Source organism: Sphingobacterium prati, assembly GCF_013167215.1.
GTDB classification, from domain to species: Bacteria; Bacteroidota; Bacteroidia; order Sphingobacteriales; family Sphingobacteriaceae; genus Sphingobacterium; species Sphingobacterium prati.
Map to the genome: position 1 here is coordinate 348,164 of NZ_JABJWY010000016.1, position 16,831 is coordinate 364,994.

The following is a 16,831-nucleotide window of genomic DNA, read 5'->3' on the forward strand; positions in this document are numbered from 1 at the left end:
GATCCTTTGCCTAAAAGTAGGATCGCCGCCAAAAAAGAATTTGCTATGAAAATGTCATTAGCGATTCCCTTGTTACTGGCCTCTAACCTCCAGTTGAGTGCAATTACATTTGGACAAGGAGTCAACTTCCAAAAGAAAAATGCTAAACTCGAAACCATATTAAAGGTTTTTGAAGAGCAGAGCGGTTACAATATTCTGTATAAAGCCGCTCTGTTAAACGATGCTAAACGCATTGATGTCAATTACAAGAATGTACCTTTCGAATATGCATTGAAAGACCTTCTTGCAAACTACCAGATTGTCTATAAGATAATGGACAAGAATGTTGTATTAAGCAAGCCAGCTTCTACACCAGCATCAACCTCATGGAATCGCTATATTACTGGTCTCAATCATAATGTTGTGATCCAACAGCGCAGTGTTGTGGGAAAGGTTGTAGATTCAAAGGGAAATCCAGTTGGCAATGTCACTATAACGGAAAAGGGGACGGAAAATCGAACAACCAGTGACGAAAATGGCGGATTTGAGATCCGGCTTAAAACAAATAATGAACAGCTTATATGTTCAATGCTAGGTTACCAATCCAAGGAAGTAAACGTAAGTGGACAAAATGAGATTCAGGTTAGCCTTGATATGGCTATCACAGCGATGGATGAGGTCGTGGTAGTCGGTTATGGAGAACAAAAAAAGGTCAATCTAACAGGGGCGGTTAGCCAGATATCGGGCAAGGAATTTGAAGATCGTCCTGTCACACAGCTTACCCAAGCACTGCAGGGCAATATTCCCAATCTTAATATTGTTTTTGGGTCGGGGAAACCCGGTACCAGCGGTTCGGTCAATGTACGCGGGAATACCTCTATCAACGGCGGCGGTCCGTTGATCTTGATCGATGGTATCTTAGGAACATTGGACCGTATCAATCCCAATGACGTAGAATCAGTTACGGTACTCAAAGATGCATCGGCAGCGGCTGTCTATGGGGCGCGTGGAGCCTTCGGTGTTGTTTTGGTCACCACCAAAAAAGGTGGTAAAAATGGAAAGACCTCCATTGAATATAATAACAATATTGGTTTCACCACACATGCAACGAATACTGACTTCATAACGAGTGGTTATTGGAATGCGAAGATCAATGATGACGCCATGTACAATGCATTGGGATATCGGACCACACGATATACCGACGAAGATTATGAAGAACTGCTTGCGCGTGTTAACGATAAGACCGAAAATCCGGACAGACCTTGGGTCGTCATCAAAAAAGACGCTAGTGGCAATGACATATACCGGTATTACGCCAACTTCGATTGGTTCAATTATTTATACAAAAAGACAAGACCAAAAAATGAGCATAATCTCTCTTTTTCTGGAGCATCAGGTAATACCCGTTATGCGCTATCTGGTTCCAAAGCAAGTGAACAGGGAATATTCAATATTGATCCGGACAAATTTGGGCGCTATAATCTAAGGGCAAATATCGCATCAGATATCCGAAGCTGGCTGACGATCAGTAATAGCACACACTTTTTCAAATCTACCTATGATTGGGCCGGATTGGAAAATAATTTCAGTGCGATTCGCGACAACGTAAACAATAGTCCTACTTATCATTATCACGCGATGTACGTGCCGCGAAATCCGGATGGTACACTTACGGGTTATTCCGGGATCAACAGTTACCCAATAGGGTATGGTCTACATAATGCACTCGAAAGCGGTACGATGCGCGGGTATACACGTGGCACTGAATTTACCAATATGACGGAAGCGGTTTTGAAATTGGGAAAAGACCTGTCTGTAACAGGTAACTATTCTTATCGGGAATACCGTTCCGACTATTCCTACCGACAGACCAAACAATATTATTCAAAATATCCAGGGCAGATGGAATTGTCTTCACTCGGCGCCCTAAACCAAGATAAGCTGCGTGAAAATATGGAAAAATATGCTTGGCATTTTATCAATATTTTCGCCACATACCAAAAAGATTTTGGCGATCATCATGTTTCGGTGATGGGCGGTTTTAATCAGGAAGATCGTTTTCACAAACGAATTGGAGGAATCGGTCAGGATCTATTGTCAGAGAATTTAAATGATCTTGACTTAGTCATCGGGGAGAAGCAGTTTCAGGCTGGAGGCGATGAGTGGGCTGTACGTGGAGGGTTCTATCGGGCGAATTACGATTATAAGGGCAAATATCTGCTGGAAGTCAGCGGGCGGTATGATGGTACCTCACGTTTTCCGAAGCATAGCCGTTTTGGATTCTTTCCATCCTTTTCTACGGGCTGGCGTATCAGTGAGGAGAAGTTCTTCGCTCCACTTAAAGACAAGGTCAATAATCTGAAGATCAGGTATTCGTATGGCTCCCTTGGGAACCAGGAAGTGGATACCTATGCTTATATTTCATCAATGAGTACGGAGCAGATCTCCTATTTAGTCAATGGTCAAAAGTTAAATGTTGCCAATAGCCCCGATCCAGTAGCGCCCACACTGACCTGGGAAGAAATCACGACCAGCAACATTGGTCTTGATTTTAGCATGTTCAACAATAGGCTCGATTTTCAATCTGATTTTTATGTCCGCCAGACCAAAGGTATGCTCAGTAAAGGCAAGACCCAGCCTGCGGTTTTTGGCGCATCCGAACCCAAAGAAAATGCAGCCGACCTGAAGACCAAAGGCTTTGAGCTTTCCCTGTTATGGAAAGACCATTTTGATGTCGGTGGAAAACCTTTTAATTATTCCGTGCGGGCGATGCTATCCGATTATCAAGCGGAAATTACCAAGTTTGCCAACGATGCCGGACTGTTGAGCAATTATTATACAGGACAAAAACTAGGCGATATATGGGGTTATCATTACGACGGATTTTTCAAGACAACCGAAGAGGCACAGGAGTATGCGAAACACGTCAATCAAGATCAGATCAATAGGCGTCGTGTGCAGGCTCCCACGGCCGACCTGCGTATGCTTCAGGCTGGAGATATCAAAATCTTGGATCTTAATGGTGATGGCATCATTGATGCCGGAGACAATACGCTTTCCAATCCCGGCGATCGTACGATCATCGGTAACAGTCAACCGCGTTATTCTTATGGGCTAAATCTAAGTGCTAATTGGAATGGAATTGATCTGTCCGCTTTTTTTCAGGGTATAGGAAAGCAAAATTGGTATCCTAATCTTGAGGCACAAGCCTTTTGGTCCGTCTATGCGAGGCCATACGACTCATTTATTCCGTCCAATTTTCAGGATAAAATATGGTCGCCAGAAAATCCGGATGCTTATTTTCCATTTCTGCGGGGTTATACCGCGCAAAACGCGGAGCTTTCTGTCGCAAATGACATGTACATACAAGATGTCGCTTATTTGAAACTCCGTAATCTGACTGTAGGCTACACCTTTCCTGTTGCACTTACCGAAAAGGCGAAGATCAATAAGCTACGGCTATTTTTCAGTGGAGAAAATCTGCACACCTGGACCAAATTGAAAACCGATTACATTGATCCCGAACAGGTTATGACTGATAATACCGGTAGGAGTTATCCTGTGGGCCGAGTCTATTCGTTTGGCGCTCAATTGTCTTTTTAGTTTGTGCGAGTCAATTTAAAAATGAAAAATCATGAAAAGAAACCTTAATATTTTTACGCTCATTCTTGTACTTGCGGTTAGCTCCTGCAACAACGATTACCTGGAGCGATATCCCATAGCCGAGCTGGCTCCTGAAAACTATTTTCGTACTGCGTCTGAGTTACAGACCTTCACAAATGCATTTTATGAAGATCTCCCGGATGCACTCGCCATTCATTATAATACACCCAGTCAGGGCGATGACGAGGCCCGTAATACGCTGGCTTCCGAATTTCAGGGTACCCGTACCACACCTGCCAGTGACGGCGGGTGGAAATGGACATCTCTTCGCCGTATCAATTTCTATCTTGAGAATTCGCACAAATGTGCTGATGAGGCAGCACGTCTTCAGTATGACGGTGTTGCTAGATTCTTTCGTGCATATTTTTATTATGACAAGATCGTACGTTTTGGTGACGTCCCTTGGTACGATCAAGTTAACCAGTTGGATGATCCTGCTATGTTTAAAGCGAGGGATTCCCGCAAAGTTGTTTTTGCTAAAATCCTAGAAGATCTTGATTTTGCTATCGCCAATTGTAACACAACCAAAAGCCCGCAATTGATCAGCAAGTGGACCGCTTTGGCTTTCAAATCCCGTATGTGTTTATTCGAGGGAACCTTTCGCAAATACCATGGATTGGGTGATTGGGAAGATATCCTTCAGGAAAGTGTGGCGGCCGCAGACGAATTGATGAAGTCCAATACCTACAGTATCTACAAAGGCGACCCCAGTAAGGCTTATCAGGAGCTGTTCATTGCTGAGGATGCTAATCCTATGGAAATGATTTTGGCACGGCAGTATAGCGTATCTGTTCCTTTTGTACATTCTGCGAATTTCTATATTCTGTCGGCCTCTTTTGGCCGCCCAGGAATGGTCAAAGAACTTGTGAATAGTTATTTGATGAAAGATGGAAGCCGATTTACGGACAAGCCTAATTTTGATAAACTATCGTTTTACGAAGAAACGCAGGACCGCGACCCGAGGCTATCGCAAACCATTCGTACACCGGGTTACAAACGTATCGGTATGAGTACCACCTCAGTTCCGGATTTTGCAACATCAGTGACAGGTTATCAATATGTAAAGTATATTCTTTCACCGGCCTTTGATGCCGGACAAAGCAGCAATGATATGCCCATTATCCGTTATGCTGAGGTATTATTGAACTATGCCGAAGCAAAGGCCGAATTGGGTACGATCAGCCAGAGTGATATCGATAGATCCATTAAGTTACTACGAGATCGCGTTAATATGCCAAATCTAATATTGACAGACGCAAATGCCAAAGCAGACCCTTATCTATTGTCGGCTTATCCCAACGTTACGAAAAACGGACAGACAGGGACGATATTGGAAATCCGGCGTGAGAGACGCATTGAATTGGTTAAAGAAGGATTGCGTTACGATGATCTTTTGCGATGGAAAGAAGGAGCGAAAGTCGCCAAACCTTTTTATGGCATGTATTTTCCTGGAGCAGGTGAGTATGATTTGGATCAAGATGGCAAATTGGATCTTGTTATTTATGAAGGCACTGCACCAACCAAAAAGCCCGGTGTCCAATATCAGAAACTAGGTGAACTTGTTTTAGAAAATGGAAAAAGCGGAGGCCGTATTGTCAATTTGCCGGACATCCTAAAAAAATGGACAGAGGAAAAAGATTACTATTATCCAATTCCCACCCAAGAACTTCAGTTAAACCCCAAGCTCGAACAGAATAAAGGTTGGGACAAATCAGGAACTTAAGAGATAAGAATATGAAAAATTATAAAAATACGATTGTTGTTGCCATCGTTATGGCTGTGAATGTGTGCGTAGCATATGCGCAGGAAACATTAAAGATTGTATCGTATAATGTCCTTTATGGATTAAAGAAAGATTCGGTCAATATAGATCGGTTTGTCAACTTTACACAGGAATGGAAGCCGGATGTGATAGCACTCGAAGAAATGAATGGATATACCCAAAAGACGCTGGAGCAACTGGGACAACGTATCGGTCACGATTATGTGCTACAATCTAAAGAAGAAGGATTTCCTGTGGCCATTACCTCCAAGTATCCTTTAGTCAACTTTAGGAAAGTCACCGAAAATATGTGGCATAGCTACATCTATGCGAAAATAAAGGGAGTACACATCTTTGTCATTCATTTTTCGCCTTTCAGTTATCAGAAACGTTTGAAAGAAGTGACCGATGTCTTAGCACAAGTCAATGAAATTTCTAGTAATGAGCCTGTACTCATTATGGGTGATTTTAATTCCCTGGATATTTCGGACAAGGATAAATATGGTCAGGAGGTCTTGAATGCAATGCTACAGAGCGAGCAAAAACAGGATCACATCCGTAATTTGCACGACGGACAGATTGATTATTCTGTATTGGGTAAGTTGCGTGAAGCAGGATTTCAGGATACTTATCGCTTATTGCATAAGGAGTTTGAAAGTTCTGTTCCGACCTTTAAGGATGGTAACGGAAATATCAAGCAGAACAATACCGGTCATCCCAAACGTATTGATTTTATTTGGGCCAATTCAGTAGCAGCATCAGGTGTTACCAAAAGTGGTATCATCAAGAATGACTATACACATTATATTTCCGATCATTACCCAACATTTATAGAGCTTAAGCTCAGTAAATAATGAAATTCGCCCCTTATGGGGGCGGATTTTATATATATAAACATAGGACGTTGTGAAAAATACGCGTCAAATTCTTGCTTACCCTTATATTTATCGTCTTCTTTGCTATTTTGTTAATTTACTGAAAAATGGCAATTATTAAAACTGATTCTCGATCATTCCTAAGTAAATTCGTAATAGTTTAAAAGTTTAAGAATATCCATGTTATGGAAAAAAGAAAAATAAAAAATACAGACCTTTTGATCTCACCAATTAATTTTGGAGGAAATGTTTTTGGTTGGACTTTGGATGAAAAACAATCGTTTGATATTTTAGATCAGTTTACTGCCGCGGGTTTTAATTTTATTGATACCGCTGATACTTATTCTTGGTGGGTAAATGGAGTAGGTGGTCAATCGGAAGAGATCATCGGAAAATGGGTGAAGCAGCGCAATAATAGAAATGAGTTGGTAATAGCAACAAAAGTAGGCTCTGAAACAAAAGAGCACGGTTATGATATCAGTAAAAAACATATCTTAAAATCAGTTGACCAATCCCTTGCAAGACTTCAGACAGATCATATTGATCTCTATTATACACATTTTGATGATAATAAAACACCGGTGGAAGAGACTTTGGAAGCTTATGCTGAAATCGTTAAAGCTGGGAAGGTACGGTATATCGCCGCTTCAAATCTATCTCCAGAAAGATTGAAAGCGTCTTTTGAGGTTGCTGAAAAAAACAATTTTCCCAAATATGTGGCATTGCAACCACATTATAATTTACTGGAGAGAGAAATTTTTGAAACTCAGTACGCTGATTTGGTCAAAGAATACGATTTGAGTGTTTTTACATATTGGTCATTGGCGGCCGGTTTCCTTACTGGAAAATATCGTAATGAAGATGATCTAAATAAGAGTGCCAGAGGTGAGGGGGTGAGAAAATATTTGAATGATAAAGGGTTAAAGGTGTTAAATGCATTAGATCAGATCAGTGCTAAATATGAGGTGACTCAGGCATCTGTTGCTTTAGCTTGGCTCTTAGCAAATCCGTTGGTGACAGCACCTATTGTAAGTGCAACCAGTGAATCCCAACTTAAAACTTTGTTTGCAGCACCAGAAGTGAGACTAAGTTCTGAGGATATTATATTATTAAATGATGTTAGTAAATAAGTAATACTGATGAAACCGCTTGAATCATTATCAGGACGGATCACTATTTGATTTTAAGTAGCGGATACGGTATTGTGCATCAAATCTTTTCTTGTCATCCCGATATAAGATTCCAAATCAAGGAAATCGGGAATCATAGCCATTAACAAATCTGTTTTTTTGTGTCAACATGGTATGCATTGTCCCAGGAAGTATAGCGTATTCAAATATATCCTATACTTGAGGGAGGTGGTGCGATAATAATCAAGCGTGTTCGATACCGAGCTAAAACTATTTAACAGCTTTATAAGTTCTGTTGAATGTATAACTTTTATAGGAAGTTCCCCTCAGAATTTATATATTGCATTCATCAATTTTAAGCCACTATAATTTCGGAACAATATAAATCGTTAGCTATGCGAAATATGAGTCTAGAGGATCTTTTTCTTTTGGTGAAAGAATCAAATGAAGGCGCATTTGACGAACTTTATCATCGTAGCTGGAAGAAGTTGTATGGAATCGCTGTTCGAAGGTTACAAGATGAAAATGTCGCAAAAGAAATTGTTCAAGATATATACATTGACTTATGGGAGAAACGTGATCGCAAAACGATCCAAGATATAGACCATTATCTTTGCCAAGCTGTGCGTTTTAAAGTGATCGACAAGTTTAGAAAAGAGAAAAAGTATTTTGACGAACTGGAAACATTGGTCGAAAAGTTGAGTGACGGATCAACTGCCGATGAGCGATATATACAAGTTGAACTCCAAACCATACTCAACGGATGGATCGCACGTATGCCACACAAACGTAGAGCGATATTCCAATTGCGGTACAACGAAGATAAGACGGTCAAGGAGATCGCTAAATTGCTTGGAATATCTACCAAAACCGTTCAAAATCAATTGCTCAATACAACAAACACGTTAAAAGATCTGATACACAAAATTCTTTTCATGTTTTTTTAATTTTTTTTGGGAATTACCAGGGGTGACAACGACATATAGGAAAGGGACCATTATAAACCATTTGATATGTCTGAAAGGAAACGTCATGTTCGTGCAGTTTTAAAAGATCTTCTCGACCGATATATTTCGGGGAGTGCGAATCACAAGGAGCAAAAGCTTGTCGAACATCTGTATGATGCCATGGACAGAGGTAAATCTGAGACTGACGATCTAGCGCGTATCGGTGAAGAAATCAAAGCAGGGGTGCAGCAGCGCATTGGAAAACCTCGGGTATCTGCTTTCCGTCTACATACAGCCTGGTACGCAGCCGCAAGTCTATTTGTGGTGCTGGGCATATATATATCTTATCGGATTATCGACCATTACAATACCACTGACAGGCCGCAACAGGCAAATCTCCAAAACCCATCTTTATTCGTTGGCAGTCAAGAGCATTTTGATCTATTGGATACATTGCCTCCAGGTAGTCATTACATGACCATAAACGAGGAAAAAGTACTGGCACTTGGCACACTCACGCAAACGGCCGGTAACAGTAAACTACGGATTGAGAATCCTTCGCGACGGGTCTTTTCAGTTTTGTTGGACGACAGTACACAGGTGTGGCTCAACTATATGGCATCACTAGAGCTTGATCCCAACTTCAATAAGGGCAACCGCTCTGTACATGTTAGGGGAGAGGTTTTCTTTGATGTGCATAAGCAGTACGCTATGGGACGGAAAGTTCCCTTTTTGGTTCACTCTTCCTTACAGACCATTGAAGTTCTCGGTACCAAATTCAACGTTAATACCGCCAACGGCTTGGAGGAAAATGTACTGTTGAGCGAAGGCAGTATCCGACTTACACACAATCACTACGGTACCCAAGTGCTGATTAAGCCCGGTCAACAGGCTTTCGTACAGGAAGATAAGCCGAATATTTTACTGATCCAGTCCAAGAATATCGAAAAAGCCAATGCGTGGCGAAAAGGCTTATTTTACTTCGATAATGAAAACTTTGCGGATGTCGTACTTGAATTTGAACAGTGGTATGGAGCTGATATTGATATCGAACCAGCGATCGCAAATCTTCCGATCACGGGTATGATCAGCAGATATGAAGATATTCGGGAAGTCCTAAATATCATTAAAATGACCAACAATATAAACTATTCAGAAAAGAAAGGAAAGATATATGTAACACAAGCAAATCCGTAAAAAAAATTAGGAATGCTGCTACATTCCTAATCGTGCCGTAAAGGCTTTGGATAATGATCAACTATTAATCAATTTTCAAATGTATAAATTACTTATGACATCCCGCAAACAAATTAAGTTTGCGCGAAACTTTTTATGCCTTTTTTTTGGCTGTCTTGTCTGGTTATTTAGTTCAGCCAGGCCATTTTTTGATGTCCAAAAAAACATTACCCTAGATTTTAACAACCTTCCAGTTAAGCAAGTATTTAAAGAGCTAAATTCCAAAACGGGGTTAAAATTTATTTATTCGCCAAACGATATTGACGATTCCAAACGTATTTCGATGACGTTCAGAGATCAGCCGATAAAGGTGGTTCTGGATCGAATTTTTTCAACTTTAAAAGCCTCTTATACCATAAAAGACAATACGATCATCGTAAAGCGTTTGGACAGGCAAGCTACAGTTCAGGAGGATCGTGTGGTGTTCGGTCGTGTGGTCAACCAGCGCCAGATTGCCCTAGCCAGGGCAACTGTGAGCAGCGGCCAGGGTAAAAATACAACTTCTACCGATGAGGATGGTCAGTTTAGGCTCAAATTGGACCTTCAGGATAGCTATTTTATAGTGAGTTTGGTCGGCTATGTAAGTCAACGCGTGGCGCTTAAGGCAAGTGGAGATTATACTGTAGTGCTCGCCGACAGCGTTAGCGCGCTGGATGAAGTTGTCGTCGTCGGTTTTGGAACACAACGGCGAGCTTCTGTGGTAGGGGCAATCACAACTATTGAACCCAAACGATTGCAGATTGGAACTTCCCGTTCCATGAGCAATAATCTTGCTGGACAACTGGCGGGCATCATCGCTGTACAGCGTTCCGGCGAACCGGGTTATGATAATTCGAATTTTTGGATACGTGGTATCAGCACTTTCGGGGGAAGCCGCAGCCCATTGATTCTTGTCGATGGAGTAGAACGTTCGTTGGACAATATGGATCCCGAAGAGATCGAATCATTTTCGATCTTAAAAGATGCCGCAGCAAGTGCGGTCTATGGTGTTCGTGGCGCAAATGGTGTGATCCTGATCAACACCAAAAGGGGTAAGGTGGGAAAGCCTAGTGTTTCTGCCCGTTTTGAGCAGGGCATCACATCTCCCATCCAGCTTCCTAAGTTTGTTGGGGCTGCTGATTATCTGGAGATTATGAACAGTATCCGGGAGGAGCGAGGTGAACAGGGATTATATTCTAAAGAGCGAATCGAAAATATCCGGAACCAAACTGATCCAGATCTTTATCCAGATGTCAACTGGCTCGATGCAGTACTCCGCGATCGTGCTGGGAATTCAAGAGGCAACGTGAGCGTCAATGGGGGCTCGGATATCCTGCGTTATTCCTTGGTTACCTCCTATTATCGCGAGGGTGGGTTGATTGAACGTGATGAGAAACAGGCCTGGAATTCTTCCTCCCGTTTAAACCGTTATAATGTACGCTCCAATGTGGATATTAATGTCAGTCCGACCACGCTCTTCCGGCTCAATATTGGAGGCTATCTGCAGGATCGGACCCGTGCGCCCCAAAGTGTGGATGACCTATTTCAGGAAGCATTTACGATTCCTCCATATGTCCATCCCACCATTTACTCTTCAGGTGAGATACCACGTACGCCACAGCGTACAAATCCCTGGGCTTTGGCAACGCAACGTGGCTATGAACGCATCAGCGCAAGCAAAATTGAATCCTTATTTGCTGTAGAGCAGGATCTTTCGTTTTGGCTCAAGGGATTAAAAGCAAGGGGGCTTTTCTCGTTCGACAGGTATTCAAACACGTCCGTTGTAAGGAGTAAAAGTCCGGATTATTATAATCCAGCCATCGGTCGGGACGAAAATGGGAAATTACAGCTTGTGATTGACAGCTATGGCCAAGAGTTTTTAGGTTATGAAAAAAACTCAGACTGGGGCGATAAAAGCATGTACCTCGAAGGAGCCATCAACTATACCCAGTCTTTTGGCAATCACAATGTAGAAGGTATGTTCTTGTACAATCAGCGTAACTACGATAATGGTGATCTGTTGCCTTATCGGAATCAAGGAATAGCCAGCAGATTTTCCTACAACTATAACAATAGGTATATTGCTGAGTTCAACTTTGGCTATAACGGATCCGAAAACTTTGCTCCCGGCAAACGCTACGGTTTCTTTCCTTCCTTTGCCTTGGGTTGGTACATATCCGAAGAACCATTTATGGAACAGCTGAAAAGTACAATTTCTAAACTTAAACTTCGCGGTTCGTATGGACTTGTCGGTAACGACAAGCTTGATGGCCGTCGGTTCGCTTATATTACGACCATTAATGAGACTGGCGGTTACTCCTGGGGCTTAAACAACGACTTTAAGCGTGCAGGCCGTATGGAAGGCGATCAGGGGAATAGTAGCCTTACTTGGGAGACAGTCGCCAAATCCAATATTGGTGTCGAACTCGGATTATGGCGAGCATTAGAATTCCAGCTTGATTTATTTAATGAGAATCGCGAAGACATTTTTATGCAGCGCCGCTCCATTCCCGGTTCCAGTGGTTTTACCAATGCACCATGGGCAAATTTTGGGCGCGTCAACAATAAAGGTATAGATATGTCACTTGAGTTGAACAAGCAGTTGAATCCAAATTTTTTCCTTTCCGTGCGTAGCACCTTTACCTATGCCCGTAATAAGATCCTGGAGCAAGATGAGCCTATTGCAGTGGTGGGAAGCACACGTTCCTCTACCGGCCGGCCGATTGGGCAGCTGTTTGGCTTTATTGATGAGGGACTGTTTACTGATGCTGATTTTTCAGATGTGTCCAATGGTACACTACGTCCCGATATCCCGCGGCATACATTCGGGCCGGTTCGCCCCGGCGATATCCGCTACCGTGACCTGAATAGTGATGGAGTCGTCGATGCACTTGACAGAACAGCAATTGGCGGTACCGAAGATCCACAGATCGTATTCGGTTTTGGCTCCAACCTGCGGTACAAGGCCATTGATTTTGGCTTCTTTTTCCAGGGAATTTCGCGGACCTACCGCATTATCGGTGGTTCTAATTTTATTCCAGGAAGTGCCAATGGTGCCATGGGGAATATATTTGACAATGTTTCAGACAGATGGACTGTGAGCAACCCCAGCCAGGATGTTTTTTACCCACGGTTGTCCGATTACCAAAGTGCCAATAACAATCTGGCATCTACTTGGTGGTTACGCGATATGAGCTTTGTTCGTTTGCGCAATGTTGAGGTCGGATATAGCTTACCGCCAAAATTGCTAGACCATCTTTCCATCCGAAATTTTAGAATATTCCTACGTGGAAATAATTTGTTAACAATCAGCGATTTTAAGCTTTGGGATCCCGAACTGGGTTCAAATAACGGCATGCGATACCCAATAATGAAATCGGTATCGATGGGTCTAGAGTTAAATTTTAAATAGCATTAACCAATGATGAAGATGAAAATACAACATAAGATTACCCGAGTATTAGTGCTGGCGGCTTTGGGTATCACAATGGGGGCCTGTTCGAAATATCTTGACAAAAGCCCTGATGATCAGCTTACCCTTGAAATGATTTTTAAAGATAAGACCAGAACGGAAGATTGGCTGGCGGGTATATACAGCAATGTGCCCGATCCTTATTGGGGAAATACGCGGACGCTGGGCTGGGATCCACTCTCTGATGATATGGCTCCGTCTACCGGTTGGGAACAGTTTGGCTGGTCGGTTATTGGTATGCAGACTGGGAACTGGAATCCGAGTACATCCTGGGACCCCAATTATTGGGTGGAGCTTCCCAAGCGTATCCGTTCGGCCTATATTTTTCTGGACAATGTCAAGCCCAACCCTGCGCAATTGGTGACCGAAGAAGAGGTCAACCTAATGAAAAGCGAGGCCCGCTTTATGATTGCCTATTATTATACACTTTTACTGGAAACCTATGGTGCAATACCATTCCATCTTGGTTTGTCAGATCCCAATGCACCTGCTGAGGAACTGATGATTGGACAGACTCCCTTTGATCAGGTGGTACAATGGGCAGATAAAGAACTATTGGATTTATCGGAAGTTCTGCCAGCAAGGTATAGTGCGGCACAAAAGTATGGTCGGGCAACTTCCATAATGTGTCTGGCGGTCAGGGCACGTCTTCTTTTATTTGCAGCAAGTCCATTGGTCAATGGAAATACATCCTATGCTGGTTTTACCAATAACAAAGGTGAAGCGATATTTAATGCTACTTATACGGCAGATAAATGGAAATCCGCAGTGGCAGCGTCCAAGCTCCTTATCGAAAAAGCTGAGGCAGCCGGGCACAAATTGTATATAGAATATAATAGTGATGGTTCTGTTGATCCATTTCTATCCTATCAGAACATGTTGTTCCGTAGGCCACAGGACGGCAATGAAGAGATTCTTTTTGCCCGGCCCGACTGTAATTTCGGGGAGTATGACCGCCATGCTCAACCTAGGGGAACTGGTGGCAACGGGGGATTAGGGATTACGCAATCATTGGTCGATGCCTTCTTTATGGAGAATGGCAGGACCATCGACGATCCATTGTCCGGCTATCAGGAGAAAGGTTTTTCAAAAACTGCAGAAGTCAGAAATACGCGTTGGGTCGAGTCTCAGGGCAATGGCAAAGTTACGTTAGAGGGAACTTATAACATGTATACCCATCGCGAACCGCGCTTCTATATTTCTGTATTATACAATGGAGCCTGGTATAGGAGGGAAAATCGCACCACGCAGTTTTACAGCGGCAACTGGGATGGAGGGCCTACCCACGATGCGCCACAGAATGGCTATCTCATCCGGAAGAAAGTTCATCCAGACCATGACCCGCGCAATAACACAAATCCTTATCGGCCGGGTATACTTTATCGTTTGGGAGAGGCTTATCTGAATTATGCCGAAGCCCTCAACGAGACGGAACCCAATCATCCGGATATCTTAAAGTACGTCAATTTGATCCGTGTGCGTGGCGGAGTACCACAATATGGAGCTGGGCCTAATGCACTGCCTGTACCGGCTTCACAAGAGGCGATGCGCAAGGCCATTAGGAATGAACGTCGTGTAGAGCTCAATAATGAAGGAATCCGTTACCGCGATATTCGACGCTGGAAGATAGGAGAGACCACATTGAATGGAAATTTTTATGGGATGAATTTTTCCGGAACTGAAAAGGACGATAGTGAGTCTAATCCCAAGGCTTTTTTCAAACGTTCGGTCTATCAAAAGCGCATTTTTACTGGAAAAAACTATTGGTTTCCAATCCCGCAAGCTGAAATAGACAAGAATCCAAATTTGGTACAGAATCCCGGTTGGAACTAGCACGGAATGTCTTTTTTTTGCGTAATATTAAGCCGCTTGGGGTATCCTAAGCGGCTATTTTTTTCCAATTGTTATCTTTTAATGATAGATCATCAGAGGCAGATTCAGACCTGAATCGTTGGTTAAAACGGTCCGTCCGTTGCTGCGTATGGTTCCAGCCCGTAAAATAGATGACAACATTCTTATCGAGGCTGTCAGCCTCCAGTAAAATTTCCGCTAAGGTCATGGTATTATACTTCCCTCTGAATAGTGCATCTTCAATATTATGTGGAGAATCTTTTTTATTTTTTTCTATCCCCATATCTGTGCTCGTTTGTTGCTGTTTTGCTGCAAGACTTTTAAAAATGCCCAGGCATCAAAATAAGTGTAATCTTTCGACGGATCGGCTTTTAGATAGTTATAAAAGTCTTCTACCTCGTTAAAGTCTAACGGAATTTGCAAGAGCAACTTGTTATCTGCTACCCAATTTTTAAGGTCTACGTTTTTATTTTTAAGCGCTTTGGTTGCATCATGAGACCGTTTTAAGAAAGGAAATTGAAAAAAATAGTGCTGTACATTGCGAATTTGCCGCTAAAAATAGGACACCGCATGTGTTCCGGCTGGCATTCTTCGGAGCTGATCCCAGAGAGAAGCGGTTTAGGAATCGTATACGCTTCTGTTAGCCCAAACTTTCTTTACTTCATTTGAAATCCTTAGTTTTGTAGCCATCACACCATGGTTACAAAGCTAACATGGTTGTGGACAAAACTTAATTTGACAACCTACAAAATGAAGAAGTATTTTCTATTTTTAATTCTATTTATATTTACGTTAGGGGCAAGTGCTGGGGATGGACAAAAACAACAAAAAGTTGACTCCTTATTGGTAAAAGTAAGAGAATCCCACCAGCAAGCTGATTTTGTGCAGCAGTTAGAGAAATCCCTGCAAGCGCTCGACATCGCAACTACTGCCAACTATGATACAGGAATCGCAAAAACTCATTTTTTTGCGGCTGATGCGCTTGTAAATATTGGCCTGTTTAAAGAAAGTTTCAAACATCTAAAAAGTATTGAGTCCACGAAATATTATCGTGAAAACATACTCATGCAAACCGAGATACATTGGGTGAGAGGAAGAGCTTATCTAAAGCTCGAATTGTTTCAACAAGCAATCCGGGAGTTTCGTTTGCAGTTGGCCAGTACGAAGAATTTGGAGAATGAGATGCACCAAAAAAGAACCAATCTCAATATCTACGCAAATTTAAGTGCTACTTTTAATCAACTAAAACAGCTTGATTCTGTTGAGAAATATTGTCTGCTTCAATTAGAGAGTTTACGAGACTTTGATGAAAAGAACGAAAAATATATATATATCGGAGCGTATGATATTTTAGGTGATTTATATTCTAAAAAACGGGATTTTGCGAAATCAGAATATTAACTTAATAAATCGCTGGAACTTATTGAAAAATATAACATAGCTATAACTTTTAATACCTATCATTATTTAGGGAATCTGGAGGAAAGGAGGCTCAACCCCGAAAAAGCTATACAGTATTATGAAAAGAGTTTAGTCAATGCGAAAGAGGTAGGAAATAGAGACCTAATTAGAAAAAGTTATAAGTTTTTAGCGGACTATTATCGAACCTATAAATTAGGAAATGAAAAAGCTAGGGAATATGAACTAGCGTATGTTTTATTGAATGACTCCTTGGAAAGTGAAAATAAACAGGTAATAGATGTTGTCCTTAATCAGGTTTTGAATGCGAAAGACAAGGAGTCTGATATAAAGGTGTCAAAAGCGGTTAAAATTTCAATCGTAGCGTTGGTATTGCTTGTTGTGGCGGTCACCTATTTCGTATGGCGATCGAAGCACAACCGTAAGATTTTGGGCCAGAAAGAAGAGGCATTACAGGAAACGGAATCGATCAATAAGGAATTGACCGAGCAGATCGGGGAAAATAAATTCAATAA

At 42.0% G+C, this 16,831-nt stretch carries 12 protein-coding genes; 10 read left to right on the plus strand and 2 right to left on the minus strand.

Annotation, left to right across the window (positions count from 1 at the left end; all coding sequences use genetic code 11):
- Positions 1 to 45 precede the first annotated feature (45 nt).
- The 8 genes from HPC41_RS05160 to HPC41_RS05195 all read left to right on the plus strand — a co-directional run bounded on the left by HPC41_RS05160 (position 46) and on the right by HPC41_RS05195 (position 14,879).
- Complete coding sequence (locus tag HPC41_RS05160) at positions 46 to 3,585, plus strand: TonB-dependent receptor (protein ID WP_172392949.1); 3,540 nt, start codon at positions 46 to 48, stop codon at positions 3,583 to 3,585.
- 31 nt (positions 3,586 to 3,616) lie between these two features.
- The gene (locus HPC41_RS05165; protein WP_172392951.1) at positions 3,617 to 5,368 is read left to right on the plus strand and encodes a RagB/SusD family nutrient uptake outer membrane protein; all 1,752 of its coding nucleotides are present in this window, start codon (positions 3,617 to 3,619) and stop codon (positions 5,366 to 5,368) included.
- 11 nt (positions 5,369 to 5,379) lie between these two features.
- Positions 5,380 to 6,261 carry an endonuclease/exonuclease/phosphatase family protein gene (locus tag HPC41_RS05170; RefSeq protein WP_172392953.1) on the plus strand — a complete coding sequence of 294 codons (882 nt, stop codon included), beginning with the start codon at positions 5,380 to 5,382 and terminating at the stop codon, positions 6,259 to 6,261.
- A gap of 206 nt (positions 6,262 to 6,467) precedes the next feature.
- Positions 6,468 to 7,412, plus strand: coding sequence for an aldo/keto reductase (locus HPC41_RS05175; protein ID WP_172392954.1), 945 nt, complete (start codon positions 6,468 to 6,470; stop codon positions 7,410 to 7,412).
- Between the two features lie 395 nt (positions 7,413 to 7,807).
- The gene (locus HPC41_RS05180) at positions 7,808 to 8,359 is read left to right on the plus strand and encodes an RNA polymerase sigma factor (RefSeq protein ID WP_172392956.1); all 552 of its coding nucleotides are present in this window, start codon (positions 7,808 to 7,810) and stop codon (positions 8,357 to 8,359) included.
- A 66-nt stretch (positions 8,360 to 8,425) separates the two neighbouring features.
- The gene (locus HPC41_RS05185) at positions 8,426 to 9,556 is read left to right on the plus strand and encodes a FecR family protein (protein ID WP_172392958.1); all 1,131 of its coding nucleotides are present in this window, start codon (positions 8,426 to 8,428) and stop codon (positions 9,554 to 9,556) included.
- Positions 9,557 to 9,635: 79 nt separating this feature from the next.
- Positions 9,636 to 12,986, plus strand: coding sequence for a SusC/RagA family TonB-linked outer membrane protein (locus tag HPC41_RS05190; RefSeq protein WP_172392960.1), 3,351 nt, complete (start codon positions 9,636 to 9,638; stop codon positions 12,984 to 12,986).
- Positions 12,987 to 13,004: 18 nt separating this feature from the next.
- Entirely contained in the window at positions 13,005 to 14,879 is a 1,875-nt protein-coding gene (locus HPC41_RS05195) for a RagB/SusD family nutrient uptake outer membrane protein (protein ID WP_172392961.1), read from the plus strand.
- Between the two features lie 46 nt (positions 14,880 to 14,925).
- Here the strand turns inward: HPC41_RS05195 and HPC41_RS05200 are convergent, their stop codons facing one another.
- Positions 14,926 to 15,180, minus strand: a complete 255-nt coding sequence (locus HPC41_RS05200) for a hypothetical protein (RefSeq protein ID WP_172392963.1) — start codon at positions 15,178 to 15,180, stop codon at positions 14,926 to 14,928.
- Positions 15,171 to 15,320: a hypothetical protein gene (locus tag HPC41_RS25030; RefSeq protein WP_216660665.1), complete on the minus strand. Its 150-nt coding sequence runs from the start codon at positions 15,318 to 15,320 to the stop codon at positions 15,171 to 15,173. Before HPC41_RS25030 ends, HPC41_RS05200 begins: the two co-directional genes overlap by 10 nt.
- A gap of 327 nt (positions 15,321 to 15,647) precedes the next feature.
- On the opposite strand from HPC41_RS25030, the gene HPC41_RS05205 reads away from it, so the two are divergent.
- Both HPC41_RS05205 and HPC41_RS05210 read left to right on the plus strand, forming a co-directional pair.
- On the plus strand, positions 15,648 to 16,298 hold the full coding sequence (locus HPC41_RS05205) for a hypothetical protein (RefSeq protein ID WP_172392964.1): 651 nt from the start codon (positions 15,648 to 15,650) through the stop codon (positions 16,296 to 16,298).
- 270 nt (positions 16,299 to 16,568) lie between these two features.
- Positions 16,569 to 16,831 (plus strand): hypothetical protein (locus tag HPC41_RS05210; RefSeq protein WP_172392966.1); only part of this gene is annotated, 263 nt, incomplete at its 3' end.